A 25,425-nucleotide genomic window follows, 5' to 3' on the forward strand; every position below is an offset into this window, starting at 1 on the left:
GTCACGGCCGGCCGGCCGCGGCCAGCCCGCGGTCCAGCCATCCCTGCAGGGCCGCCTCGTCCCCGCACCCCGCCGGGTCGACCAGCACGTAGGCCACCAGCGGCCTGCCGCCCATCGTCAGCGGGCCCACGTGCGGTTCGGTGGCGGCGGCCGCGACCGCGTTCCGGCCGACCCGGACCGCCAGCCCCGCCGACGTCACCCCGCAGGCGAGCCGGCCGCCGACGGTGAACGACACCCCGCCGACCATCCGACCCTCGACGACGTCGGCCCGGTCGGCCAGCAGCAGCCGCACGCGTGCCAGCAGCTCGGGATGCGGGGGCACCTCAGCCCTCGATCACGCCGATGTGCACCGTGCCGTCGGCGTCGACCCGCAGGCCGGGATTGTGCGCGACCTCCCAGCGAATGCCGGCCGGATCGGCGACGTAGGCGTGGAAGCCGCCGAACGCCGCCGGCTGCGGCTCCTTGAGCACGCGGGCACCCGCTGCGACGGCGTCGGCGACCACCTGCCGCACCTGCTCGGGGCTGCCGACGTTGTGCGCCAGGGTGAAGCCGCCACCCGGGACGACGGCGTCGGCCGGCACCCCCATGTCGGCGGCCAGGTCGGCGGCGCCGAACAGGGCGAGCAGGAGGCCCGCGTTCACCTGCACGAACAGGACCTCGCCCGGGACGTCGAGGGCCGGCGTCCAGCCCAGCCCGTCGACGTAGAAGCGGCGGGCCGCGTCCAGGTCCGGGACGGCGACGGTGAGCAGGTCCAGGCGGGCGTCCATGGGCCCACCCTGCCCGATCCCACCGACGGACGTCCTCGGGTCAGCTCATGTCGACGGGGCCGAGGTCAGCTCGTGCCGCCTCGGCGGCGCAGCGCAAGGACCCCGTCGCCCCCCACCGCTCGCGGGCTCGCGGCGGGCCCCTGCGACGGGGCCGACGTCAGCTCGTGCCGCCTCGGCGGCGCAAATACCTTTCGAACTCGCGGGCGATGGAGTCACCGTTGGCCTGGGACAGGTCGACCTCGGTGGCCCGCTCCTCGAGGGAGCGCACGTACTCGACGACCTCGTCGTCCTCCTGGGCCATCTCGTCGACGGTCTTGACCCACTCCTCGGCCTGCTCCGGCAGGGCGCCGAGCGGCACCGCCAGCTCCAGCACCTCCTCGACCCGCTGCAGCAGCGCCACCGTCGCCCGCGGCGACGGCGGCTGGGAGACGTAGTGCGGCACGGCCGCCCAGAAGCTGATCGCCGGCAGCCCGGCCTGCACGCACGCGTCCTGGAAGACGCCGAGGATGCCGGTGGGCCCCTCGTAGCGGCTGGTCTCCAGGCCCCACCGCTCGGCCGACTCGGGGTCGTAGGCCGATCCGGTCACCGGCACCGGGCGGGTGTGCGGCGTGTCGGCCAGCAGGGCGCCGAGGGCCACGACCGTGCGCACCTCCAGCTCCTGGCACAGCTCGATGAGCTCGTCGCAGAAGCTGCGCCAGCGCATGTTGGGCTCGATGCCCCGGATGAGGACGACGTCGCGGTCGGCCCCCGGCGGGCGGGCTACCGAGATCCGCGTCGTCGGCCACTCGATGCGCCGGCTCACCCCGCCGACGAGGGAGACGGTGGGCCGGTTGACCTGGAAGTCGTAGTAGTCCTCGGGGTCCAGAGCGGCCAGCGGGGCGGCGTCCCAGATGAGCTCCAGGTGCTCCAGCGCCCCCGTCGCGGCGTCACCGGCGTCGTTCCAGCCCTCGAAGGCCACCACCACCACGGGGTCGGTGAGCTGGGGCAGGTCCTCCGACGGGGACTTCGGGTCGATCACCCCTGCAAGCCTACGTCGGTCGGCTCCGCCGCCGGGGCCGCGCGGGCCCCACGCGTGCCGCGGTCGCCGTCCGGGCGAGGCCCGTCCGGGGGCCCGGAGAAACGCAGTCGGACGACGGGCGCCGGGGATGCGACGATGGACGTCGTGCCCGACACCCCGGATCTACGCCCGGACGCCACGGCGGAGCTGACCGCCCTCCTCCGGGAGCGGATTCTCGTCCTCGACGGCGCCATGGGCACCGCGATCCAGCGCGACCGCCCCGACGAGGCCGGCTACCGCGGCGAGCGGTTCGCCGACTGGCCGAGCGACGTCCAGGGCAACAACGACCTGCTCAGCGTGACCCGGCCCGAGATCATCGCCGGCATCCACCGCGAATACCTCGAGGCCGGTGCCGACCTCGTCGAGACCAACACCTTCAACGCCACCGCGATCTCCCTGAGCGACTACGGGATGTCCGAGCTCGCCTACGAGCTCAACGTCGCCTCGGCCCGGCTGGCCCGCCGCGAGTGCGACGCGATGACCGCCCGGACGCCGGAGAAGCCGCGCTACGTCGTCGGCGCCATCGGCCCGACCAGCCGGACGGCGTCCATCTCGCCCGACGTCAACGACCCCGGCGCCCGCAACGTCACCTTCGACGAGCTCGTCGCGGCCTACCTCGAGCAGGCCGACGGCCTGGTCGACGGCGGAGCGGACGTCCTGCTCGTCGAGACCATCTTCGACACCCTCAACGCGAAGGCCGCGATCTTCGCGCTCGAGACCCTCTTCGAGCAGCGGGACCGCCGCTGGCCGGTGATGATCTCCGGCACGATCACCGACGCCTCCGGCCGCACCCTCTCGGGCCAGGTCACCGAGGCGTTCTGGCACTCGGTGCGGCACGCAGCCCCGCTGCTGATCGGCCTGAACTGCGCGCTCGGGGCCAAGGAGATGCGGCCCTACATCGCCGAGATCTCGCGGATCGCCGACACCTTCGTCTCCTGCTATCCCAACGCGGGGCTGCCCAACGCGTTCGGCGAGTACGACGAGTCGCCCGCCGAGACGGCGGCGATCGTCGGCGAGTTCGCCGAGGCCGGCTTCGTCAACCTCGTCGGCGGCTGCTGCGGCACCACGCCCGCGCACATCGCCGCGATCGCCGCGGCGGTCGAGGGCGGAACGCCGCGCACCGTTCCCGAGGTCGCGCCCGCGCTGCGGCTCTCGGGCCTGGAGCCGCTGACCGTCACCGCGGAATCGCTGTTCGTCAACGTCGGCGAGCGCACCAACATCACCGGCTCGGCCCGCTTCCGCCGGCTCATCCGCGAGGGCGACTACGCCGCCGCGCTGGCCGTGGCCCGGCAGCAGGTCGAGGCCGGCGCGCAGGTCATCGACGTCAACATGGACGAGGGGATGATCGACGGCGTCGCGGCCATGGACCGCTTCCTCAAGCTGGTCGCGGGCGAGCCCGACATCTCCCGCGTGCCGCTGATGGTCGACTCCTCCAAGTGGGAGGTCATCGAGGCCGGCCTGCGGTGCGTGCAGGGCAAGGCGATCGTGAACTCCATCTCCATGAAGAACGGCGAGGAGGAGTTCGTCCAGCAGGCGCGGCTGTGCCGCAAGTACGGCGCCGCGGTCGTCGTCATGGCCTTCGACGAGCGCGGCCAGGCCGACGACCTGGCCAGGCGCCAGGAGATCTGCCGGCGGGCCTACGACATCCTCGTCGACCAGGTCGGGTTCCCGGCCGAGGACATCATCTTCGACCCCAACGTCTTCGCCGTCGCCACGGGCATCGAGGAGCACGCCACCTACGGCGTGGACTTCATCGAGGCCACCCGCTGGATCAAGCAGAACCTCCCCGGCGCGCTGGTGTCCGGCGGGGTCTCGAACGTGTCGTTCTCCTTCCGCGGCAACAACCCCGTCCGCGAGTCCATCCACGCGGTGTTCCTCTTCCACGCCATCGCCGCGGGCATGGACATGGGCATCGTCAACGCCGGCGCGCTCGAGGTCTACGACGAGGTGCCGGCGCAGCTGCGCGAGCGGATCGAGGACGTCGTCCTCAACCGCCGCCCCGACAGCACCGAGCGGCTGCTGGAGATCGCCGGCGACTACGCCGGCGACGGCGCCGTCAAGGAGGTCGCCACCGAGGAGTGGCGCAGCCTCCCGGTGGGGGAGCGGATCACCCACGCGCTGGTGAAGGGCATCGACGCCTTCGTCGAGGACGACACGGAGGAGCTGCGCGCGCTCATCAGCGAGCGCGGCGGGCGGCCCATCGAGGTCATCGAGGGCCCGCTGATGGACGGCATGAACGTCGTCGGCGACCTGTTCGGCGCCGGCAAGATGTTCCTGCCGCAGGTGGTGAAGTCCGCCCGCGTCATGAAGAAGGCCGTGGCCTACCTCATCCCGTTCATCGAGGCGGAGAAGAAGCCCGGCGACGTCGAGCGCAGCAACGGCAAGGTCGTCATGGCCACCGTGAAGGGCGACGTCCACGACATCGGGAAGAACATCGTCGGCGTCGTGCTCCAGTGCAACAACTACGACGTCGTCGACCTGGGTGTCATGGTCCCGACGCAGAAGATCCTGGACGCCGCCAAGGCGGAGGGCGCCGACGTCATCGGCCTGTCCGGGCTCATCACCCCGTCGCTGGACGAGATGGTCACCGTCGCGTCGGAGATGGAGCGCCAGGGCTTCGAGATCCCGCTGGTGATCGGCGGGGCGACGACGTCGCGGGCGCACACCGCCGTCAAGGTGGCGCAGCGCTACCACGGCCCCGTCATCTGGGTGAAGGACGCCTCCCGCTCGGTCCCGGTGGTCGCGGCCCTGCTGTCCGACGAGCAGCGGCCCACGCTGCTCGCCGACACCGACGCCGAGTACGCCATGCTGCGCGAGCGGCACGCGGCCCGGCAGGACAGCCGCAACCTGCTCGCGCTGGACGCCGCCCGCGCTGCGGCACCGCCCCTCGACTGGAGCTCCTACACCCCGCCTCGGCCGCGGATGCTGCTGCAGCAGGCGCGCGACGTCTGCGACGGTCCCGGCTGCGACCACGCCCACGGCCTGGCCACCCAGTTCGTGAAGACGTTCCCCGACTACCCGCTGGACGAGCTGCGCGACTACATCGACTGGCAGCCGTTCTTCAACGCGTGGGAGATGCGCGGCCGGTTCCCCGACATCCTGCACAACCCCACCTCCGGCGAGGCCGCCCGGCGGCTGTACGAGGACGCCCGGGCGATGCTCGACCGGATCGTGGCCGAGCGGTGGCTGCGGGCCAGCGGGGTGTTCGGGCTGTTCCCGGCCAACCGGGTCGACGGCGAGGACATCGAGGTCTACACCGACGAGACCCGCCGCGAGGTGCGCACCACCCTGCACCAGCTGCGCCAGCAGACCGAGGGCCGCGACGGCTCGGCCCGCAAGTCCCTGGCCGACTTCGTCGCGCCGAAGGAGAGTGGGCTGCGCGACTACGTCGGCGCGTTCGCGGTGACCGCGGGCCTGGGCTCCGCGGATCGGGTGGCGGCGTTCAAGAAGGAGCACGACGACTACAGCGCGATCCTGCTGGAGTCGCTGGCCGACCGGCTGGCCGAGGCCTTCGCCGAGCGGCTGCACGAGCGGGTGCGCCGCGAGTTCTGGGGCTACGCCGCCGACGAGCACCTCGACAGCGGCGACCTGATCGCGGAGAAGTACCGCGGCATCCGGCCCGCTCCGGGCTACCCCGCCTGCCCGGAGCACACCGAGAAGCGGACGATCTGGGAGCTGCTCGACGTGGAGGCCGCGGCGGGCATCGAGCTGACCGACAGCATGGCGATGTGGCCGGGCGCCGCCGTCAGCGGCCTGTACTTCGCCCACCCGGAGGCGCAGTACTTCGTCCTGGGCCGGCTGGGCCGCGACCAGGTCGAGGACTACGCGCGCCGCAAGGGCTGGACCCTCGCCGAGGCCGAGCGCTGGCTCTCGCCGAACCTGGGGTACCGCACCGACGACGAGTGACCGTCCGGCGTCACCGCAGGACGGCGTCCACCCGCGCCTTCAGCCGGGCGATGTGGTCGACGTGCTCGGCGACGGTCGTGAGGCCCTGGCGGGCGCTGGTCACGGTCACGTCGGTGGCTCCCGCGTCGCGCAGGCGGGGGAGGGCCTCGACGGTCCGGGTGGCCCAGTCGCCCCCTCGCTCGTCCGGCAGCAGGACGAAGACGCCCCGGAACCCCGCCGGGGAGCGGCCGGCGTCGCGCAGCAGCTCCTGGACGCGCTGCCACTGCCCGACCGCGGTGTCGCGGAAGGCGTAGCCGAAGACGAACCCGTCGGCGAGCTCGGCCGCGCGGCGGAACGCCGCCTCCGACGAGCCGCCGTACCAGATCGGGATGCTGCGGCCGGCCGGCGGCGGGTTCAGCGCGGCGCGGTCGATCTGGTCGAACTCGCCCGTGAAGGTCAGGGCCTCGCCGGTCCACAGCTGCCGCAGGTAGGGGATCTGCTCGGCGATCCGGCGGCCGCGGGCGCTCCAGTCCGCCCCCATGGCGTGGTACTCGACGGGGTTGTACCCGACCCCCACGCCGAGCCGCAGGCGTCCGCCGGACAGCAGGTCGACGTCGGCCGCCTGCCGCGCGAGCAGCACCGTCTGCCGTTGCGGCAGCACCAGGACGCCGGTGACCAGCTCGATCCGCCGGGTGAGCGCCGCGAGGTGGGCGAATGCCGTCAGCGGGTCGTGGAACGGGTCCCGCTCGGTGTACATCCGTGGCGGCATGGGCAGGTCGCGGGGCGCGTGCACGGCGCCGACCACGTGGTCGAACATCAGCAGGTGGTCGTAGCCGAGCTCCTCGACCGCGACCCCGAACCGGCGCAGGGCGTCCGGGTCGCCGCCCAGCTCGTCCTGCGGATAGGCCACGCCCACGCGAACCGTCGTCATCGTCCGTCCTCCCTGCGCCGACACCCCTGACCGCTCAGCGCGGCAGGGGCTGGACCAACTGGCCGATGGTGACCTCGGCGAACACGCCGTCGCCGTCGTGCAGCGCGGCCCGCACGACTCCACGCCCCAGCGTCGGGGTGAACCGGGTCAGGCCGGTGATGGCGACCCACTCGCCGGTCTGCTGCCGCAGCACATGGGCGCTGACGTCGGGGTTGATCGTGCTCGCCGTGGCAGCGCCGAAGTCGACGCCCATGTTGTTCGCGTAGTCGAAGCTCACGGCCAGGCGCGCCGACGGACGGACCGGCTCCCCGGCGACCACCGGGACCTCGAGCCGGATCCACAGCCCCGTCGTCGACCCCTCCCTGCTCGGGGCGTACCGCATGTCGACCCCCCGGAGGAAGCCGCGCGCCGGGGACGCCGACTCGCGCAGGCTCGGCACCTCCTCCGGCGGGACCAGCGGGCTGCCGCCGTCGGCCGGGGCTCCGGTCGGCAGCCCGTCGAGCGCCGACAGGTCCGCATCGCGCAGCCGCAGCGCGGAGGCGCGGGCGTGCAGCTCGCCGTCCACGAGCAGGTGCAGGTCGACCAGCTGGATCTTCTTGCCCTCGCGGACGACGGTGGGCTCGACCGTGAGCCGCCGGCCCACCGGGAGGGGGCGGACGAGGTCCGCCGTCATGCGACTCACAGTCATCGGGACCAGCGTGGGGACCGTGTCGAGGACCTGACCCAGGAGCGCGAGCGTGGATCCGCCGTTGGCGTGCCGGGGATCCCAGGCACCCTGCGTGCACTCGGTGGCGACGTAGCCGTCCCCGTCGCGGACGAAGAGGGCGCCGGCGTCCATGCCGCCCACCGTCTCACGGCCGGTCGGCGGACCCGACGGGGGTCAGGTGCCGGCGGTGCGGGCGCCGGCGAGCAGCAGCCGGGCCACGCCCTCGACCCGGTCCACCGCCTCGGCCAGGCTGGCCCGCCCGGTCACCAGGGCGGTCACGGAGTTCATCAGCACGGCGTCCAGGCCGCGGCCCACGTACGGCACCGCCTCGGGCGGCAGCCCGACCAGCATCTGCTCCATGAGGGCCTTGCTGCGGGTGCCCATCTCCGCCACCGTCTCGACGACGTCCGGATCGGCCGAGGTCTGCATGAGCACCATCAGCGCGCCCATGTTCGGGTTGCGGTGGAACGCCCGCACGGCCCGGCGCAGGTAGGCCGACACCAGCTCGCCGGGGTCGGCGTCCCGCGTCCGGCTCACCGAGGCCATGCGGCCCATCAGCGGCTGCTGCCACTCGGCCAGCGCCGCGGCCAGCAGCTGTTCGCGTGAGCGGAAGTACTTGTAGGCCGTGCCGAGGGCGACGCCGGAGCGCTCGGCGACCTCCCGCATCTGCAGCGCCTGCGGACCCCGCTCGGTGACGATCTCGACCACCGTCTCCAGGAGCCGGGTCCGGCGCGCCAGCTGGCGGGGGGTCATGGCCTCGCGCGGCAGCGGCGCGGGGGCCTCGACGGCGGTCACGCCGACGACGGTATCGGGCGCCGACCCGGCCGGGGAGGAGCGCTCCCGCCCGGACCCCCCGGCCGGGGGAGACGCGCCGCGCCTTGACACGAAATGGAACGATGTTCCAAAGTGCCCCGTGCCCGGACCCACAGACCTGCCCGTGATCGACACGCTGATCGGCTTCCCGACCGAGGGGTCCGGGCAGTACGACTTCATCCGCCGGCAGACCAAGGACGCGGCCTCCCGCGCGTCGGCCATGCCGGTCGAGTACATGTTCACCGACGTCCCCGACGTCGCGCCGACGTCGGACCCCGTGTCGATCACGCTGCACGAGATGGACCGCTTCGGCATCGAGAAGGGCATGGTCCACGTGACCGGCGACGACGCCCGGCGCGCGGTCCGCGAGCACCCCGACCGGTTCGTCCCGGCGGGGGTCGTGACCGACCCGAACGACGTCATGGGCAGCGTGCGAACCCTCCGGCAGGCGCACGAGGAGTTCGGCGTCCGGGCGACGACGGTCTTCCCCGCGGGCACGTTCCCGCAGGTCGCCATCGACGCGCCGCAGATGTACCCGGTCTACGCGACCTGCGTCGAGCTCGGCATCCCGATCTTCGTGTGCGCCGGCATGCCGGGGCCCCGCGTGCCGTACGAGGTGCAGGAGGTCGGCCGCATCGACCGGGTGATGTTCGACTTCCCGGACCTGGTGTTCGTCACCCGCCACGGCTGCGAGCCGTGGGAGGAGCTGGCCGTGAAGCTCATGCTGAAGTGGCCGAACCTCTACTACTCCACGTCCGCGTTCGCCCCGAAGCACTACCCGAAGGCCATCGTCGACTACGCCAACAGCCGCGGCGCCGACAAGGTCCTCTACGCCGGCTACTTCCCGGCCGGGCTGTCGCTGGAGCGGATCTTCCGGGACATGCCCGCGGTGCCCTTCCGCGACGAGGTGTGGCCGAAGTTCCTCTACGGCAACGCGGCCCGGGTCCTCGGCCTGGCCGGCTGACTTCGGGCGTTGCCCGAACAGAAACATCGTTCTAAAGTCGTTCCCGTCGCGCGGCGGTTGCGCGGCATCGGCGGTCCCCGCCGACCAGGGAGAGAGGCAACCCCGTGACCGAGCTGCCGTTCCGGTTCTTCGACTGCGACAACCACTACTACGAGGCACTGGACGCGTTCACCCGGCACCTCGAGCCCCGGTACCGCAAGCGGGCCATGCAGTGGGTGCAGGTCGAGGGGAAGACGCGCCTGCTGGTCGGCGGCAAGGTCAACAAGTTCATCCCGAACCCGACCTTCGACCCGGTCGCCGCTCCCGGCGTGATGGACGAGTACTTCCGCGGCCGCAACCCCAAGAGCGCCGACCCGAGCAAGCTGTTCGGCGAGCTGGAGCCCATCCGGCCGGAGTACCGCGACCGCGACGCCCGCCTGGCGCTCATGGACGCCCAGGGCATGGAGGCGTGCATCATGCTGCCCACCCTCGGGGTCGGCATGGAGCACGCGCTGGACCACGACATCCCCGCGATGACCGCCGCGTTCCGCGCCTTCAACCGCTGGCTGGAGGAGGACTGGGGCTTCGCCTACCGCAACCGGATCTTCGCCGCGCCCTACATCACGCTGTCCGACCCGGAGAACGCCGTCCGCGAGCTGCAGTGGGCCCTGGACCACGACGCCCGGTTCGTCGTCATGGTGGGCGGGCCGGTGACCACCGTGTTCGGGCACCGGGCGCCCGGCGACGCCATGTTCGACGCCTTCTGGCAGCTGGCCAACGACTCGGGGATCACGGTGATCTACCACGGCGGCGATACCCTCTACACGAAGTACCTGGGGGACTGGGGCGAGAACGACTTCGCCGAGGCCTTCCGCGCCAACGCGTTCCGGAGCCTGCACTCGGCCAGCTACATGCAGGACACCCTCGCCAGCCACCTCGCGCTGGGCCTGTTCTCCCGCTTCCCCAACCTGCGGATCGCCGCGATCGAGACCGGGTCGTCGTGGGTCTTCCACCTGTTCGAGAAGCTCACGAAGGCCTGGGGTCAGGTGCCGCACCTGTTCCCGGAGGACCCCCGCGAGACGTTCGCCCGGCACGTCTGGGTCGCGCCGTTCTACGAGGACGACCTCAAGAGCCTGCTCGGGCTCCTGGGCGCCGACCACATCCTCATGGGGTCGGACTATCCGCACGTCGAGGGCCTGGCCGAGCCGGCGAGCTACCTGAAGGACCTGCAGAACGTCGACTACACGATGGCCGACGCCGAGAAGGTCATGAAGGACAACGGCTGGGCCCTGGCGACCCGCCGCCCGGCCTGACGCGGCCGGATCGGCGGCGGCCGCGGCCCCGGGGCATCGCGTCGGAGTTGCTCGTGCTCTGCCCACGGGGCGGGGCAGAGCACGAGCCCGACCGGGGGACCCGCAGGCCGGGCCCCGGGCTCAGCGCCCGGCCTGCTCCTCCTCCAGCCGCACCTTCAGCAGCTTGCCGGTGTCGCTGTACGGGAGGGCGGTCCGGAACTCCACCGTGGCCGGCACCTTGAACGCCGCGAGCGCCTGCCCGCACCACGCGCGCACGGCCGCCTCGGTCAGCCCCGACCCCGCCCGGGGGACGACGAACGCCTTCGGCTCCTGGCCCAGGTCGGGATGGTCGACGCCGATGACCGCGGCGTCGTCGACGTCCGGGTGCTCGATCAGCCGGTTCTCGATCTCGATCGGGTAGACGTTCTCGCCGCCGCGGATGATCAGGTCGCGCCGGCGGCTCTCCAGGAACAGCAGCCCGCCGGAGATCCGCCCGAAGTCGCCGGTGCGGTACCAGCGGTTCTCGTGGAGGGCGGCGGCGGTGGCGGCCTCGTCGCCCCAGTAGCCGAGGAACACCGAGGGGCTACGCAGGAAGACCTCGCCGACCTCGTGCTCGACGGCCACCGAGCCGTCGTCGCGCCGCACCTCGATCTCGACCGTCGCCTGCGCCGGCCCCACGGACTCCGGCACGTCGAGGAACTCGTCGTTGCCGATGCGGGCGCCGAGCCCGACGGTCTCGGTCATCCCGTAGCCGTTGCCGAGCCGGACGCGCGGGAAGCGCTCGTGCAGCGCGCGGACGAGCTCCGGGGGGAAGGCCGACCCGCCGGTGGACGTCGACGTGACCGTCGACAGGTCGTAGCGCGCGACGTCCGGGTGCCGCAGTAGCCGCCAGAACTGCGTGGGGACGCCGGCCAGGTAGGTGGCCCGGTGCGCCTGCACGAGCTCCATGAGCACCACCGGGTCCCACCGGCCCGGAGTCGGGAAGACGAGCTTGGTGGGGGAGGCGGCGGCGGTCACCAGCACCGGCGCGATCCCGGAGACGTGGAACAGCGGCCCCGTGACCACCGAGCACGCCTGGGGCGGGGTCCAGCCGGCGGGCGGCGGGGGCGCAGTGGCCATCGCCATGGCGCCGGACAGCCGCCCGACCAGGGCGAAGTTGACGATGTTGCGGTGCGTCAGGACCGCGCCTTTGGGGCGGCCGGTCGTGCCGCTGGTGAACAGCAGCACGGCCGGGTCGTCCTCGGCGATGTCGACAGGCTCGGGGGAGCGGCCGAGGAACTGCTGCGCATCGGCGTGCAGCTCGTCGAGGCGGACGACCGGGACACCGGCCGGCACCGAACTCGACTCGATCCGCTCCAGCCGGCGTGCGTCACCGACGACGAGGACGGGCGAGCTCAGGGCGATGCCGAACCGCAGCTCCGGACCGGTCCACCATCCGTTCAGGCCCGTGACGACCGCGCCGATGGTCACGACGGCCCACATCAGAAGGGCGTACTCCGCGTGGTTGGCGGCGACGATCGCGATGCGGTCGCCGGGGCGCACCCCGTAGCGCTGCTGGAGCAGGAGCGCGATCGCGTCCATGTCGGCCATGGCATCGCGGTAGGTCCAGGTCCGCCCCGTCGGCACCGAGACGAGGAACGGCAGGTCCAGCTGTGCCGGGGTCTTGTCCTCCAGCAGCGCCCGCAGCGTCCGGGGCCGGCGGACGAAGACGGTGTGCGGCCGGCCGAGGACGTCCTCGACGCCCAGCTCGAAGGGGGCGCCGGGGCCGAGAAGGGCCTCCCGCGCGGCCGGGGGCAGCGCCGCCGCCCCCTCCCAGTGCAGGCGGGCCGGCGGGGTCTGGGTCGCCTCGACCACGGGGACTCTCGCTTCCTGTCGCCGGCTGCGCCGGTGCGGTCCGCGTCCGGCATCCCCGGCCGCGCCCATCATTGTTATGATTGCATCCGTGTTCGCGGGGTGGAGGAGCCGTGTCGGCTGAGGTGCGCACCGCGGTGCGCGTGCGTGTCCGCGACCGGGTGGCCGAGGTGACGCTCGTCGACGTCGGCCGACGCAACAGCTGCAACCCGGTGCTGGTCGAACAGCTCGTGCGGGTCTGCGACGAGCTGCGGCACGACCGCTCGGTGCACGTCGTCGTCCTGCGGGCCGAGGGGCCGGTCTTCTCCGCCGGTGGGGACGTCGACTCGCTGCTCGAACCCGCCGGCGACCCGACGGCCGTCTACGCCGGGTTCGCCGCCCTCGCCGCGCTGCCGGTGCCGGTGCTCGCTGCGGTGCACGCGCCGGTCATCGGGGCCGGGGTGAACTTCCTGCTCGCCTGCGACGCCGTCGTCGCCGCCCGCAGCGCCACCTTCGACATCCGTTTCCTCGACGTCGGCATCCACCCCGGCGGCGGCTATCTCACGCGGATGCAGGAGCGGATCGGCAGGCAGGGCACCGCGGCGCTGATCCTCTTCGGTGACGTCGTCACCGCGGAGGAGGCACAGGGCTGCGGGCTGGTCTGGCGGTGCGTGGCCGACGAGGAGCTCGGCACCGTCGTCGGCGGGCTGGCCGCGAGGGTGGCCGGCCGCGACCGCGAGCTCCTGCGCCGGACGAAGGCGACGCTGGCGCTCGGGCCCGCGATGACCGTCGGCCGGACGGCCGCGGAGGTCGAGCAGATCGCCCAAGGCTGGTCGCAGCGGCAGCCGGCCTATCTGGCCGGTGTCGAGCGCCTACGGGCTCGCGTTCACCGCTCCCCCTGAGCAGGTGGGCTCCGGGGCCTCGGCATGCCGGAGCGCCTCGGGCGGCCGCGCCGCTGCCGGGGTGGCGGCCAGGCCGCGGACCAGGGCGTCGACCAGCCCGGCGGCGCGCGCCGCCGGATCCGGCCGACCGACGAGGGCGCGGAACAGCACCGTGCCCAGCAGCATGTCCACGACGCCGTCCAGGTCCGCGTCCGCGCGCAGCTGACCGGCCTGCACCCCGGCCCGCAGGCGGTCGAGGAGCTGCTGCCGGGACGGGCCGGTCAGGTGCTCGTAGAGGCGGGCGGCGTGCGCGTCGCTGTCCGCCGCGGCCGCGGCCAGGCCGCGCACGAGCGCGGCCTGGATCGGGTCCTCCAGCTGCGCGAGCAGGGCATGGAACCACTCCTGCAGGTCGGCGTCGATGTCACCGGTGTCCGCCGGCGGCGCCGTCGCCGGGGCCAGGTGGCCGGCCAGCGCGGCCTCGGCGACGACCGCCGACTTCGACGGCCACCACCGGTAGACCGTCTGCTTGGCCACCCCGGCACGGGCGGCGATCGCCTCCATCGTGAGCTTGTCGTAACCGCCGGCGCCGAGCAGGTCGCGGGCTGCCTCCAGCACCGCCCGGTGGGCGCGGGCGCTCCGCGGCCGCCCGCGCTCCCTGCCCGTCATGCCGCCGACCCTAGCCAGCGACGGCGTCCCGGCCGGCCGGTCAGCGGGCCCGGGGCTGGACCAGCTGGCAGACGGTGACCTCGGCGAAGACGCCGTCCAGATCGCTCAGACTCGCCGTCGACACCCCGCGCCCGAGGGACGGCGAGAATCGGGTGCCCCCCGTGAGCGCCACCCACTCGCCGGTCATCGGCCGCAGCAGGTGCGCGCTGACGTCGGGGTTGATCGTCGTGGCGGTGCCCGGCGGCATGGCCACGTTGATGTTGTTGGCGAAGTCGAACGCCAGCGCCGCGCGGGCCGAGGTGCGCACCGCCTCGCCGTCGACGACCGGCACCTCCAGGCGGACCCACACGCCCGTGGTCGTGCCGTCCCGGCTGGGGGCGTAGCGCATGTCGACGCCCCAGAGGAAGCCGGCCTGCGACACCGAGGACTCCCGCAGGCTCTCCGCGGCCTCCGGCGGCACGAGCTGCGGCACGGTCCCGGCCGAGCCCGCCGGCAGGTCGTCGCGACCGGTGAGGTCCGCGTCGCGCAGCCGCAGCGCCGACGCCCGGGCGTGCAGCACGCCGTCGACGTGCAGGCTCAGGTCGACGAGCTGGATCTTCTTGCCCTCGCGCACGACCGAGGTGGTCACCGTCAGCGGGCGGTGCAGCGGCACCGGGCGCATGAGGTCCGCCGTCATCCGCGCCGGCGTCATCGGGACCAGCGACGGCACGTCCTCGAGGCAGTGCCCGAGCAGCGCGAGCACCGAGCCGCCGTTGGCGTCCCCCGGGTCCCACGCCCCCTGCGCCAGTTCCGTCGCCACGTACGTGTCGTTCTCGCGGAGGAAGAGTGCGCGCGCGGCCATGCCGGCCACCGTGTCACAGGCCGCCGGGAGATCCCCGTACCGTGGCCGGGATGTGCGCGTGGGCTCCCCGGTGACGGCGTCGACCCGGGAGCGGGTGACCGCGCCGTGCGCCGTCCTGTTCGACATGGACGGCACGCTCGTGGAGACCGAGGAGTACTGGGGCGAGGCCCTGCACGACCTCGCCCGCCGGCGCGGCGGCGAGCTGAGCGCGGCGGCGCGAGGGGCGACCGTCGGCACCAGCATGCGGACGGCGATGGGGGTGCTGTACGCCGACCTCGGCCTGCCGCCGGCCGAGTCCGCCCTGGAGGCGGACGCCCGCTGGGTGGAGGACCGCGTCGCCGGCCTGATGGCCGCCGGGGTGCGCTGGCGCCCGGGTGCCCGCGAGCTGCTCGCCGCGGTGCGGACGGCGGGGGTGCCCACCGCCCTGGTGACGACGACGAACCGGCGGCTGACCGACCTGGTGCTGGCCTCCGTGGCCCGCTCCTTCGGCGGGCGCCTCCCGTTCGACGTCACCGTCTGCGGCGACGAGGTGCCCGCGCGCAAGCCCGACCCCGCTCCCTACCGGCAGGCGGCGGGCGCCCTGGGCGTCGACGTGCGGTGCTGCGTGGTCGTCGAGGACTCGGCGGTCGGGGTGGCGGCGGGTCTCGCCTCGGGCGCCGCGGTGCTCGGCGTGCCGGCGATGCAGACGCTCGACCCGGCGCCCGGCCTGGTGCTGCGGGAGACCCTCGCCGGGCTGGGGTTGGCCGAGCTCGCGGCGATGCTGGCGCCGGCCGGCCTCGCCTGCCGGTGCGGCTGACGGCTCAACCGCGCAGGGGCAGGACCACGCTGAGCTGCTCGAACGGCTCGCCCGGCTGGTAGACGTCGTTGAACAGCACCGAGCCGGCCTCGGTGAGCCGGACGTCGGACCCCAGCCACACCTGCGCCCCCTCGGGGGCCGGCCCCGGCTGCAGGCGCAGCGTGACCAGCGGGACGCGGGCGGCGTCGGCCCGGGCGTAGGGGTCCTCGATGGAGAGGTCGGCCTCCTCGCCACGCACGGTGATCAGCGGGGCCGCGACGCGCACGAACAGCATCCCGCCGTGCCCCTTGAACCGGATGTCGCCGCGGAAGGCCCACACGTGGTCGACGTCGGGCGCGGCGGCGGCGCTCGCGGTGGCATCGTCGGCGGGGAACAGGAGCGTGTCGTCGCCGAGCGGCACCGCGCCGTCGTGGATGGACCCCTGCCCGTCGGGCATCCGGCGCACGTAGGCGATGAAGGACCGCTTGATGCCCCACAACAGCCCGAACGGGATCTCGCCCGTGGACCCGTCCGCCGGCTGCTCGCTCATGGTCGGCGATCCTGCCATCCGCGGCCGGGCCGGCGCTCAGCCGAAGGTGCTGGCCGCGAGCCACCCGTCCAGCAGCGCACGGTCCCCGAACACCTCGGCGCCGGCGTCGTCGATCCGCTGCCGGCCGCAGACCACGAGCAGGAGCCCCGCCACCGGCCCGCGGACCGCGACCGCGGACTTCTCGTGCGCGCGCCGCCACGAGGGCACGGCGCCGGTCAGGTCGACCACCCACTCGGCGTCGAGGGAGGCGGGGGTGTCCGTGGCGTGCAGGTGGACGGTCCGCCCCGGGCCCAGCAGGGCGCGGCGCTCGGGGAAGAGCTCGAGCATCTGCGGCACCGAGGCGAGCTCGAGCCACTCGTCGAGCCCGTCGACCGCGAGTTCGGGGTCGACGGTCCAGGGCCGGCCGGCAGCCAGGGCGGCGTCGGCGCCGTGCACGACCGTCTCGTGGGTGAAGCGCCGGGTGAAGAAGCTTGCGGCGCCGGGGCCGAACGGTGTCCACACCGGGGCGTCGGGACCGGCCTCCCGGAGGGCCCGGGCCAGTGCGGCGGAGCTCTCGGCCAGGGCCCGGTCCAGCTCTGCCGGGGGCTGCTCGGCCGGTCGGGTGACGTTCCGGAAGAACGCGTCGTCCGGTGGGGCGTCCGCCCGGGCGGCGACGAGGTCGGCCGCCCAGCGCTGCCCGCCGGACAGGTGCCGGACCAGCGCGCCGACGGTCCAGCCCGGGCAGGTGGGAACGGGAGTGGCCGGATCGGCGGACCGCACCACGTCGCGGAGCAGCTCGGTCCGGTCGAGGAGGGCGGCGATCAGCCGCTCGTGGCTCAGGGGCACGGGCAGGGAGCCTGTCAGACGGCCCCGGTGCAGGGGGCCGCACCGAGCGTGCGAGCGGTGGGGAGCACCGGGGCCCTCATCAGTCGCGCTCGACGATCGGCAGGGTGGCCCAGCCGGCCGCCGCGGCGGCCTCCGCCGGGAAGGGCGGGGGAGTGCCGCCGAACGAGGGGCACAGGGCCTGGTGGTCGCACCAGTCGCACAGCCGGGTCCGGTTGGGCCGGAAGTCCTGCGTGGCCACGGCCCGCTCGATCGCCGCCCAGATCGCCTGCAGCGTGCGCTCGAAGCGGACCAGCTCCGCCTCGTCGGGGGCGTAGGTCAGCGCGTCGCCGCCGGCGAGGTAGAGCAGCTTCAGCTGGCTGGCCACGACGCCGCGGGTGCGCCACAGCACCAGCGCGTAGAACTTCATCTGGAACAGCGCCTTGGCCTCGAAGGCCTCGCGGGGCATCGAGCCGGTCTTGTAGTCCACGACCCGCAGCGCTCCGGTCGGCGCGACGTCGAGCCGGTCGACGAAGCCGCGCAGGAGCAGGCCGTCGGGCAGCGTCACCTCGACCAGCTGCTCCCGGCCCTCGGGCTGGATGCGCGTCGGGTCCTCCAGCGAGAAGTACGACTCCACCAGCGTGCCGGCCGACGCCAGCCACGACTCCAGCGACGGCGTGGGCTCACCGGCCTCGGCCGCCGCGAACAGCTCGGTGATGGCCGGGTCGGCCGACAGCTCCGCCCAGGCCGGCGCGATGAGCTGCTGCGCCGCCTCAGGTGTCCGTTCGCGCGCCGGGAGGTCGTAGAGCTTCTCGAGGACGGTGTGCACCAGCGTGCCCCGCACCGCGGCCAGGCTCTTGCGCTCGGGCAGCCGGTCGATGGTGCGGAAGCGGTACAGCAGCGGGCAGGTCTTGAAGTCGGCGGCGCGGCTGGGGGACAGCGACGGCCGGCGCGGCGCGGAGTCGCCCGCCGCCTCGGCGGGGGAGGGGGAGACCGGATCCGGGTGCAGCACCGTCATGGGTCCGAGGCTAGGGCGGCCCACCGACAGTTCCGAGCGCCCGCGCCGGGCAGGGTGCTCCGCTCCGGTCCGCGGCGCCGCCGTCCGGGCCGCTCCGGGCCCCGCCGTACGCTCGGCGCCCGTGGACCCGCAGCAGGAGCAGCCCCTCGACGCCTCGGCGGACCCCGTGCCCGACGCCCTCCCCGTGCCCGACGCCCTCCCCGTGCCCGACGGGGCCACCGGCGACCTCGAGCCGGCGCCCGAAGGCCTCGCTCCGCCGCGCGAGCTCGTTCCCGGCGCCTTCGAGGCCGGCGACCGGGTGCAGCTCACCGACCCCAAGGGCCGGCACCACACCGTCGTCCTCCAGGCGGGCAAGGAGTTCCACACCCACCGCGGCGCCATCCGGCACGACGACCTGATCGGCGCGCCCGAGGGCTCGGTCGTCCACTCGACGTCCAACACCGGCTACCTGGCGCTGCGCCCGCTGCTGGCCGACTTCGTGCTGTCCATGCCGCGCGGCGCCCAGGTGATCTACCCGAAGGACGCGGCCCAGATCGTCGGCTTCGGCGACGTCGGGCCCGGCATGCGGGTGCTCGAGGCCGGCGCCGGCTCCGGCGCGCTCACCTGCTCGCTGCTGCGCGCGGTCGGCAGCGGGGGATCGGTGACCAGCTACGAGCGGCGCGAGGACTTCGCCGACGTCGCCCGCGGCAACGTCGGCGCCTTCTTCGGCGAGGTGCCCGGCAACTGGGACCTGCGCCTGGGCGACCTGGCCGACCACCCCGCCGCGGAGGTCGTGGACCGCGTGGTGCTGGACATGCTCGAGCCCTGGGCGGTGCTGCCGACGGTCGCCGCCGCGCTGCGGCCCGGGGGTGTGCTCGTCGGCTACGTCGCCACGGTGACGCAGCTCTCCACCTACGTCGAGGCGCTGCGCGCGCAGGGCGTGTGGACCGAGCCCTACGCGTGGGAGTCGCTGATCCGGCCGTGGCACGCGGTCGGGCTCGCCGTCCGCCCGGAGCACCGGATGGTCGCCCACACGGCCTTCCTGGTCACCGCGCGGCGGCTGGCCGAGGGCTCCGTCGCCCCGATTAGGCAGCGCCGCGCGCAGAAGTACTAGGCACCCGCCCCGCCCGTCCTCGCGGGCCCGGTCGGCGCCCCGCGGCGGGGCCACGGGGGTTCGGTATCAGCTCGGCAGACGTAGCGCGAGCCACCGGCGGCGTCCCCTCCTGCGTGTATAGATTTGCGTCCTGGCTCCCCCGATGTGCGGAGGTGCGCGATGGGCCCAGGTGTTGGCAGTGGTCCCGACGAGTTCCGGGCGCGGCGCGAACGTGATGTGACCGCGCTCCTCAGCCAGATCTCCTACCTCGAGGAGGAGATCGGTCTCCTGCGCCGCAAGGTGGCCGAGAGCCCACGGACGGTGCGCGCCCTCGAGGAGCGGATCGCCGAGGCGGAGGGGCGCGCGGCGTTCCTCTCCGAACGCAACGACAAGCTGGCCGGCACGCTGCGCGAGGCGCGCGAGCAGCTGGTGGCGCTCAAGGAAGAGGTCGAGCGGCTCGGGCAGCCGCCGTCCGGCTACGGCGTCTTCCTGACCCGGCACACCGACGGCACCGTCGACGTCTTCACCGGCGGGCGCAAGCTGCGGGTCACGGTGTCCCCGTCGGTCGAGGTCGACGGGCTGCAGCACGGCCAGGAGCTGATGCTCAACGAGGCCATGAACGTCGTCGAGGCGCGCGGCTTCGAGCGCGGCGGCGACATCGTCATGCTCAAGGAGCTGCTCGAGCCGGTCGAGGGCGAGGTGCGGCGGGCCCTGGTGATCGGGCACACCGACGAGGAGCGCGTCGTCTTCCTCGCCGACTCCCTCACCGGCCAGCCGCTGCGCAGCGGCGACTCGCTGCTGCTGGAGTCCCGGTCGGGCTACGCCTACGAGAAGATCCCCAAGAGCGAGGTCGAGGAGCTCGTCCTCGAAGAGGTCCCCGACATCGACTACACCGACATCGGCGGGCTGGCCCGGCAGATCGAGCAGATCCGCGACGCCGTGGAGCTGCCGTTCCTGCACGCCGACCTGTTCCGCGAGTTCGAGCTGCGCCCGCCCAAGGGCATCCTGCTGTACGGGCCGCCCGGCTGCGGCAAGACGCTGATCGCCAAGGCCGTGGCCAACTCGCTGGCCAAGAAGGTCTCGGCGCTCAAGGGCGAGGGGCAGGGCAAGTCGTTCTTCCTGAACATCAAGGGCCCGGAGCTGCTCAACAAGTACGTCGGCGAGACCGAGCGGCACATCCGGCTGGTGTTCCAGCGGGCGCGGGAGAAGGCGAGCGAGGGCACGCCGGTCATCGTGTTCTTCGACGAGATGGACTCGATCTTCCGCACTCGCGGGTCCGGGGTGTCCTCGGACGTGGAGAGCACCATCGTCCCGCAGTTGCTCAGCGAGATCGACGGCGTCGAGGGCCTGGAGAACGTCATCGTCATCGGCGCCTCCAACCGCGAGGACATGATCGACCCGGCGATCCTGCGGCCGGGCCGGCTCGACGTGAAGATCAAGATCGAGCGGCCGGACGCCGAGGCGGCCCGCGACATCTTCACGAAGTACCTGACGACGACGCTGCCGCTGCACTCCGACGACCTCGCCGAGCACGGCGGCAGCCGCGAGGCGACGATCGCCGGGATGATCCAGCGCACCGTCGAGCGGATGTACACCGAGAGCGAGGAGAACCGGTTCCTCGAGGTCACCTACGCCAACGGTGACAAGGAGGTCCTGTACTTCAAGGACTTCAACTCCGGAGCGATGCTCCAGAACATCGTCGACCGCGCCAAGAAGATGGCGATCAAGGAGCGGCTGGAGACCGGGGCGGGCGGGCTGCGGGTCGGTCACCTCATGCAGGCCTGCCTGGACGAGTTCAAGGAGAACGAGGACCTGCCGAACACGACCAACCCGGACGACTGGGCACGGATCTCGGGCAAGAAGGGCGAGCGGATCGTGTACATCCGCACGCTCATCAGCGGCAAGGGCAGCGAGTCCGGCCGGGCCATCGACACCGCCACGAACACCGGCCAGTACCTGTAACGCCGCCGACCGCGGCACCGACCCCCTCACCGGGGCCGGTGCCGCGGAAGGTCCACCGCCGGGGAGGGGGCCCGCACGTCATGGGTGCCACCCGTTCGCACCGTCGCGCCCGGTGGGCCGTCGCGGCGCTGATGGCTGCGGCGCTGCTCGCCGGCTGCAGCAGCACGGTCGCCGGCGACGCGCTGCCCGCCGACCCCGGTCCGGCCAAGCCCACCGTGCCCGCGGCCGGCCCGGGCGGCGCAGATCCGGCGGCCCTGCCGATCGTGGGCACCTGCTACGACCTGGACGCGGGGCAGGAGAGCACGCCGCTCGACCCGCCCGGGTCGGTGTCGTGCGGCGACCCGCACGACGCGGAGACCGCGGTCGTGGGCGACACCGGTCTCGGCCCGGACGACGAGCGGCCGGTCGAGGACGACCTGTACGACGACACCCCGCTGGGCCGGGCGTTCGGCGAGCTGTGCTCCCTCGACGACGTCGTCGCCTACCTGGGCGGCGAGGACCCCGAGGACCCCTACGCCTACTACGCGTCGTTCCTGCCGTCGGAGGACCAGTGGGAGGCGGGCGCCCGCTGGATGCGCTGCGACGTCTTCTACGGCTACACAGACCCCGAGACAGCACCCGGCGTGATGGCGGGCGGGCTGGCCGGCCCGGACTCGGCGGCCTACCGGGTCTGCTTCAGCGGGTCGGCGACGAGCTACGGCGTCGTCCCCTGCTCGGAGCCGCACGAGGCCGAGCCGACCGGCTTCGCGCTCGCCGACGTCCCCGAGGGCGCGCCGTATCCCGACGAGCCCACCCGGCAGGCCCTCGCCGCCAGCTGTGCCGACGAGGTGCAGGAGTACGTCGGCGGGCCGGCGCCGTTCGGCTACGCCGCCGCCGTCTGGGTGGACGAGGCGGAGGACTGGCCGGACGGCGGCGACGCCCGCTGCGTCCTCGTGCCCGCCGGTGGCGGCTCGACCACGGGCAGCGTCCGCCCGTGAGGGTCGGCGCCCCAGAGCGGCCGGCGCCCGCGAGGCCCCGGCGCGCGGCCGTCGGACGGCGAGGGCCGCGGCCTAGGGTTGGCGCATGAGCGTTCGGCGGGTCATGGGCACCGAGGTCGAGTACGGCATCTCGGTGCCCGGGCAGCCGACGGCGAACCCGACGACGCTGTCCAGCCAGGTGGTCAACGCCTGGTCGGTGGCCGAGGCGCCGTCGCCACGCCGGGCCCGCTGGGACTTCGAGGAGGAGTCGCCGCTGCGCGACGCCCGCGGTTTCGACCTGTCCCCGGCGCAGGCGCTGGACCACAACGACCTCGACGAGGACGCCGGGATGGCCAACGTCATCCTCACCAACGGCGCCCGGCTCTACGTCGACCACGCCCACCCCGAGTACTCCACGCCCGAGGTCACGAACCCGCGCGACATCGTGCTGTGGGACAAGGCGGGGGAGCGGGTCATGGCCGAGGCCGCCCGCCGGGCCGCCCGGGTGCCCGGCACGAGCCCGATCCAGCTCTACAAGAACAACACCGACGGCAAGGGCGCCTCCTACGGGTCGCACGAGAACTACCTGATGGACCGCCGGACGCCGTTCGTCGACATCATCCGCGGCCTGATCCCGTTCTTCGCGACCCGCCAGGTGTTCGCCGGCTCCGGGCGGGTGGGCCTCGGCGTGGAGGGGCGCACCCAGGGCTTCCAGCTCTCGCAGCGGGCCGACTTCTTCGAGGTCGAGGTGGGCCTGGAGACGACGCTCAAGCGGCCGATCATCAACACGCGCGACGAGCCGCACGCCAACCCCGACGAGTACCGGCGGCTGCACGTAATCATCGGGGACGCCAACCTGGCCGAGCTGTCGACGTACCTGAAGGTCGGGACGACGTCGCTGGTACTGGCGCTCATCGAGGCGCGGGCGCTCACGCGGGACCTGTCGATCGAGGAGCCGGTCGCCGCGCTGCAGGCGATCAGCCACGACCCGACCCTGACGTACAAGGTGCGGCTGCGCACCGGCCAGCGGATGACGGCGCTGGAGGTGCAGGAGGCCTACCTCGAGCAGGCCCAGCGCTTCGTCGACCAGCGGGGCGACGGCGACGAGCAGACCGCCGACGTGCTGCGCCGCTGGGCCGAGGTGCTGGAGGTGCTCGCCGACGACCCGATGCGCCTGGCCGACCGGCTCGACTGGCCGGCCAAGCTGCGGCTGCTCGAGGGGTACCGCAGCCGGGACGGCCTCGCCTGGGGCGACTCCCGGCTGAAGCTGGTCGACCTGCAGTACAGCGACGTCCGGCCGGAGAAGGGCCTGTACCACCGGCTGGTCGCCCGCGGCTCGATGCAGCGGCTGCTGACCGAGGAGGAGGTGACCGCGGCGATGCTCACCCCGCCGTCGGACACCCGGGCCTTCTTCCGCGGCGAGTGCCTGCGCCGGTACCCCGCGCAGGTCGCCGCCGCGTCGTGGGACTCGGTCGTGTTCGACCTCGGCCGGGAGAACCTGGTGCGCATCCCGACCATGGAGCCGCTGCGGGGCACTCGCGACCACGTGGGGGCGTTGTTCGAGTCGACGTCGAGCGCTCAGCAACTGGTCGACACCATCACCGGCGGCTGAGCTCGCGCGACGCTCGAACGTCACCCCCGGGGGGTAGCGTTCCGCTCAGCAGGCACTTCGACTCTGTACGGGAGGTCGGCATGGCCACGAGGGACACCGGCGGGCAGCAGCGGGCCACGCGCACGCGCGAGGAGACCGAGGAGGTCGAGGCCTCGGTCGACACCGAGGTCGCCGAGCGCCAGAAGGAACTGACCGAGGACGTCGACTCCATTCTCGATGAGATCGACGAGGTGCTCGAGGAGAACGCCGAGGAGTTCGTAAGGCAGTACGTACAAAAAGGGGGTCAGTGAAACGGTTTAGTCTCGAATCCAGAAATGGATCAAAAATACTGCCGGGATTGCGGCTCGAACCAGCCGATCGCGGAGTTCACCAGGAATCGGAACTCTCGAGACGGATACGCTTTCTACTGAAAGACGCACGCGCGGCGTCGGCACCGCGTTGCACGGGCGGGGCGCGAGGGCGCGCCGTCGCGGCGCTATGCGAACGAGGTGCCCGTACCTCGCGGACACAAATGGTGTCCCGACTGCGACACAGTCCTGCCGGTGGCTGCGTTCGGCAGGAATGCCGCCAGCCGTAGCGGCATCAACTCCTACTGCAAGCCCTGCCACAACGCGCGAGGTCGTCGGAGCAAGGAGGCCGCCGGCGGTGGGCGCACGTATCACCTCAGGCGGCGGTACGGGATCACCGCGGCGGATTTCGACGCGATGTTGGCCGCGCAGGGTGGGCTCTGTGCCATCTGTGCGTCGGCTCCCGCCGAGCACGTCGACCATGATCACGACACGGGACGGGTGCGCCGGCTGCTCTGCTTCAACTGCAACGGTGGGCTCGGGCAACTCCGGGACGACCCCGGGGTCCTCCGGGCGGCGGCTCGCTACGTCGAGCACCACCGCGACGAGCCCGAACCGGCGCGCACCGGACCGTCGGCACCTCCGCCGTCTCCGCGGCGGTCGAGCAGCCCGGGCCGCCCGGAGCTGCGAGCGCGTGCCGCGGGGTGCCGGACGCACGACGTCGTCCGCGCGCGGCTGGCCGTCCTGCTCGCGGAACCCGGCCGGTCCGCCGGCAGCTGATCTCCCGGTGACGTACGCCCCCTCGCCGCCGGCGGACTCCGCCCTGCGGGCCCGGGCCGCGCCGGTAGGGTCGGCGGGGCGTGCCGATCGGCGCGCGGACCAGCGATCGGCACCCCTCGTCGAGGGCGTGGAGAGGTGGACGGGTTGAGCCAGTGGCCGACCGAGCGGAGCGGGTTCCCGCACGCGTACCTGGACCGCGTGGGCTCGTCCTTCACCGACTTCCTCGCGACCGCCGCGCCGGACCTGCTGCCCGGCCGCCGGCCGGTCCCGCAGCTGCCCGTGGGTGACCTCGCCCCGCACGGCACGACGATCGTCGCCGTCACGTTCGACGGCGGCGTCCTCATGGGCGGCGACCGCCGCGCCACCATGGGCAACCTCATCTCCAGCCGCGACATCGAGAAGGTCTACCCGGCCGACTCGTGGTCGGTGATCGGCATCGCCGGGGCCGCCGGCATCGCGATCGAGATGGTGCGGCTCTACCAGGTGGAGCTCGAGCACTACGAGAAGATCGAGGGGATGACCCTCTCGCTCGACGGGAAGGCCAACCGGCTCGCCGGCATGATCCGCGGCAACCTCGGCGCCGCGCTGCAGGGGCTGGCCGTCGTCCCGCTGTTCGCGGGCTTCGACCTCGACGCCGCGCCCGGAGCCACCCCCGGGCGGATCTTCAGCTACGACGTCACGGGCGGGAACTACGAGGAGCGCGGCTACGCCGCCGTCGGCTCCGGCTCGCTGTTCGCCCGGAGCTCGCTCAAGAAGACCTGGCGCGCGGACCTGTCGGCCGCTGCCGCCACCCGCACCGTGGTCGAGGCCCTCTACGACGCCGCCGACGACGACTCGGCCACCGGTGGGCCGGACCCGGTGCGCCGGCTCTACCCGATCGTCTACCGCGTCGACGCCGAGGGCGCCGTCCGGCTGACCGACGACGAGATCGCCGCGGTCGCCGACACGATCGTCACCGAGCGGTCGGCCGCCGACCGGAACAGCACGGGGGCCTGACGCC

At 73.4% G+C, this 25,425-nt stretch carries 24 protein-coding genes; 12 read left to right on the forward strand and 12 right to left on the reverse strand.

Annotated elements, in window-relative coordinates; genetic code table 11:
- Position 1: 1 nt before the first annotated feature.
- The 3 genes from BMY88_RS09950 to BMY88_RS09960 form a co-directional block, all read right to left on the reverse strand.
- On the reverse strand, positions 2-322 hold the full coding sequence (locus BMY88_RS09950; protein ID WP_091942650.1) for a TfoX/Sxy family protein: 321 nt from the start codon (positions 320-322) through the stop codon (positions 2-4).
- Position 323: 1 nt separating this feature from the next.
- Entirely contained in the window at positions 324-767 is a 444-nt protein-coding gene (locus BMY88_RS09955) for a VOC family protein (RefSeq protein WP_091942652.1), read from the reverse strand.
- A gap of 157 nt (positions 768-924) precedes the next feature.
- Positions 925-1,785: a PAC2 family protein gene (locus BMY88_RS09960; protein ID WP_091942655.1), complete on the reverse strand. Its 861-nt coding sequence runs from the start codon at positions 1,783-1,785 to the stop codon at positions 925-927.
- A gap of 135 nt (positions 1,786-1,920) precedes the next feature.
- On the opposite strand from BMY88_RS09960, the gene metH reads away from it, so the two are divergent.
- Complete coding sequence (metH, locus tag BMY88_RS09965; RefSeq protein WP_091942657.1) at positions 1,921-5,730, forward strand: methionine synthase; 3,810 nt, start codon at positions 1,921-1,923, stop codon at positions 5,728-5,730.
- A gap of 10 nt (positions 5,731-5,740) precedes the next feature.
- On the opposite strand, the gene BMY88_RS09970 is transcribed toward metH, so the two are convergent.
- The 3 genes from BMY88_RS09970 to BMY88_RS09980 are packed head-to-tail and all read right to left on the reverse strand — an operon-like array spanning position 5,741 to position 8,141.
- Complete coding sequence (locus BMY88_RS09970; protein ID WP_091942659.1) at positions 5,741-6,640, reverse strand: LLM class F420-dependent oxidoreductase; 900 nt, start codon at positions 6,638-6,640, stop codon at positions 5,741-5,743.
- 34 nt (positions 6,641-6,674) lie between these two features.
- A complete protein-coding gene (locus BMY88_RS09975) occupies positions 6,675-7,478 on the reverse strand; it encodes a thioesterase family protein (RefSeq protein ID WP_139220455.1) in 804 nt (267 codons plus the stop codon).
- Positions 7,479-7,520: 42 nt separating this feature from the next.
- Complete coding sequence (locus BMY88_RS09980; protein WP_170861048.1) at positions 7,521-8,141, reverse strand: TetR/AcrR family transcriptional regulator; 621 nt, start codon at positions 8,139-8,141, stop codon at positions 7,521-7,523.
- Between the two features lie 118 nt (positions 8,142-8,259).
- On the opposite strand from BMY88_RS09980, the gene BMY88_RS09985 reads away from it, so the two are divergent.
- Positions 8,260-9,123 (forward strand): amidohydrolase family protein, encoded by an 864-nt coding sequence (locus BMY88_RS09985; RefSeq protein ID WP_091942665.1) that lies wholly within the window; start codon positions 8,260-8,262, stop codon positions 9,121-9,123.
- A gap of 104 nt (positions 9,124-9,227) precedes the next feature.
- Positions 9,228-10,415 carry an amidohydrolase family protein gene (locus tag BMY88_RS09990; protein WP_091942667.1) on the forward strand — a complete coding sequence of 396 codons (1,188 nt, stop codon included), beginning with the start codon at positions 9,228-9,230 and terminating at the stop codon, positions 10,413-10,415.
- 120 nt (positions 10,416-10,535) lie between these two features.
- Here BMY88_RS09990 and BMY88_RS09995 read toward each other — a convergent pair whose 3' ends face one another.
- Positions 10,536-12,248, reverse strand: coding sequence for a class I adenylate-forming enzyme family protein (locus tag BMY88_RS09995; RefSeq protein ID WP_211435586.1), 1,713 nt, complete (start codon positions 12,246-12,248; stop codon positions 10,536-10,538).
- A gap of 110 nt (positions 12,249-12,358) precedes the next feature.
- On the opposite strand from BMY88_RS09995, the gene BMY88_RS10000 reads away from it, so the two are divergent.
- Positions 12,359-13,126, forward strand: coding sequence for an enoyl-CoA hydratase-related protein (locus BMY88_RS10000; protein ID WP_170861049.1), 768 nt, complete (start codon positions 12,359-12,361; stop codon positions 13,124-13,126).
- On the opposite strand, the gene BMY88_RS10005 is transcribed toward BMY88_RS10000, so the two are convergent.
- Together BMY88_RS10005 and BMY88_RS10010 are read right to left on the reverse strand one after the other, a co-directional pair.
- Positions 13,097-13,771: a TetR/AcrR family transcriptional regulator gene (locus tag BMY88_RS10005; protein WP_091942671.1), complete on the reverse strand. Its 675-nt coding sequence runs from the start codon at positions 13,769-13,771 to the stop codon at positions 13,097-13,099. The genes BMY88_RS10000 and BMY88_RS10005 overlap by 30 nt on opposite strands.
- A gap of 40 nt (positions 13,772-13,811) precedes the next feature.
- The gene (locus BMY88_RS10010; RefSeq protein ID WP_170861050.1) at positions 13,812-14,612 is read right to left on the reverse strand and encodes an acyl-CoA thioesterase domain-containing protein; all 801 of its coding nucleotides are present in this window, start codon (positions 14,610-14,612) and stop codon (positions 13,812-13,814) included.
- A 58-nt stretch (positions 14,613-14,670) separates the two neighbouring features.
- Between BMY88_RS10010 and BMY88_RS10015 the strand changes: the two genes are divergently transcribed.
- Positions 14,671-15,408 (forward strand): HAD family hydrolase, encoded by a 738-nt coding sequence (locus BMY88_RS10015; RefSeq protein ID WP_244524565.1) that lies wholly within the window; start codon positions 14,671-14,673, stop codon positions 15,406-15,408.
- 4 nt (positions 15,409-15,412) lie between these two features.
- Here BMY88_RS10015 and BMY88_RS10020 read toward each other — a convergent pair whose 3' ends face one another.
- The 3 genes from BMY88_RS10020 to BMY88_RS10030 form a co-directional block, all read right to left on the reverse strand.
- On the reverse strand, positions 15,413-15,937 hold the full coding sequence (locus tag BMY88_RS10020) for an HtaA domain-containing protein (RefSeq protein WP_170861051.1): 525 nt from the start codon (positions 15,935-15,937) through the stop codon (positions 15,413-15,415).
- 36 nt (positions 15,938-15,973) lie between these two features.
- Positions 15,974-16,762 carry a maleylpyruvate isomerase family mycothiol-dependent enzyme gene (locus BMY88_RS10025; RefSeq protein WP_211435588.1) on the reverse strand — a complete coding sequence of 263 codons (789 nt, stop codon included), beginning with the start codon at positions 16,760-16,762 and terminating at the stop codon, positions 15,974-15,976.
- A gap of 79 nt (positions 16,763-16,841) precedes the next feature.
- The gene (locus BMY88_RS10030) at positions 16,842-17,756 is read right to left on the reverse strand and encodes a RecB family exonuclease (RefSeq protein ID WP_091942677.1); all 915 of its coding nucleotides are present in this window, start codon (positions 17,754-17,756) and stop codon (positions 16,842-16,844) included.
- Positions 17,757-17,877: 121 nt separating this feature from the next.
- Here BMY88_RS10030 and BMY88_RS10035 point away from each other — a divergent pair, with 121 nt between their 5' ends.
- The 7 genes from BMY88_RS10035 to prcB all read left to right on the forward strand — a co-directional run bounded on the left by BMY88_RS10035 (position 17,878) and on the right by prcB (position 25,421).
- On the forward strand, positions 17,878-18,849 hold the full coding sequence (locus tag BMY88_RS10035) for a tRNA (adenine-N1)-methyltransferase (RefSeq protein ID WP_280138711.1): 972 nt from the start codon (positions 17,878-17,880) through the stop codon (positions 18,847-18,849).
- Between the two features lie 216 nt (positions 18,850-19,065).
- Complete coding sequence (arc, locus tag BMY88_RS10040) at positions 19,066-20,790, forward strand: proteasome ATPase (protein WP_244524566.1); 1,725 nt, start codon at positions 19,066-19,068, stop codon at positions 20,788-20,790.
- 80 nt (positions 20,791-20,870) lie between these two features.
- Positions 20,871-21,767, forward strand: a complete 897-nt coding sequence (locus BMY88_RS10045; protein ID WP_091942682.1) for a septum formation family protein — start codon at positions 20,871-20,873, stop codon at positions 21,765-21,767.
- Positions 21,768-21,852: 85 nt separating this feature from the next.
- Positions 21,853-23,358 carry a depupylase/deamidase Dop gene (dop, locus tag BMY88_RS10050; protein ID WP_091942685.1) on the forward strand — a complete coding sequence of 502 codons (1,506 nt, stop codon included), beginning with the start codon at positions 21,853-21,855 and terminating at the stop codon, positions 23,356-23,358.
- An 80-nt stretch (positions 23,359-23,438) separates the two neighbouring features.
- The gene (locus BMY88_RS10055) at positions 23,439-23,648 is read left to right on the forward strand and encodes a ubiquitin-like protein Pup (RefSeq protein WP_091942687.1); all 210 of its coding nucleotides are present in this window, start codon (positions 23,439-23,441) and stop codon (positions 23,646-23,648) included.
- Positions 23,649-23,900: 252 nt separating this feature from the next.
- Positions 23,901-24,425 (forward strand): endonuclease VII domain-containing protein, encoded by a 525-nt coding sequence (locus BMY88_RS24400; RefSeq protein ID WP_280138712.1) that lies wholly within the window; start codon positions 23,901-23,903, stop codon positions 24,423-24,425.
- 144 nt (positions 24,426-24,569) lie between these two features.
- Positions 24,570-25,421 carry a proteasome subunit beta gene (gene prcB, locus BMY88_RS10065; protein WP_091942903.1) on the forward strand — a complete coding sequence of 284 codons (852 nt, stop codon included), beginning with the start codon at positions 24,570-24,572 and terminating at the stop codon, positions 25,419-25,421.
- Positions 25,422-25,425: the final 4 nt, after the last annotated feature.

Origin of the sequence: Trujillonella endophytica (genome assembly GCF_900110555.1) — a bacterium.
Classification (GTDB): domain Bacteria; phylum Actinomycetota; class Actinomycetes; order Mycobacteriales; family Geodermatophilaceae; genus Trujillonella; species Trujillonella endophytica.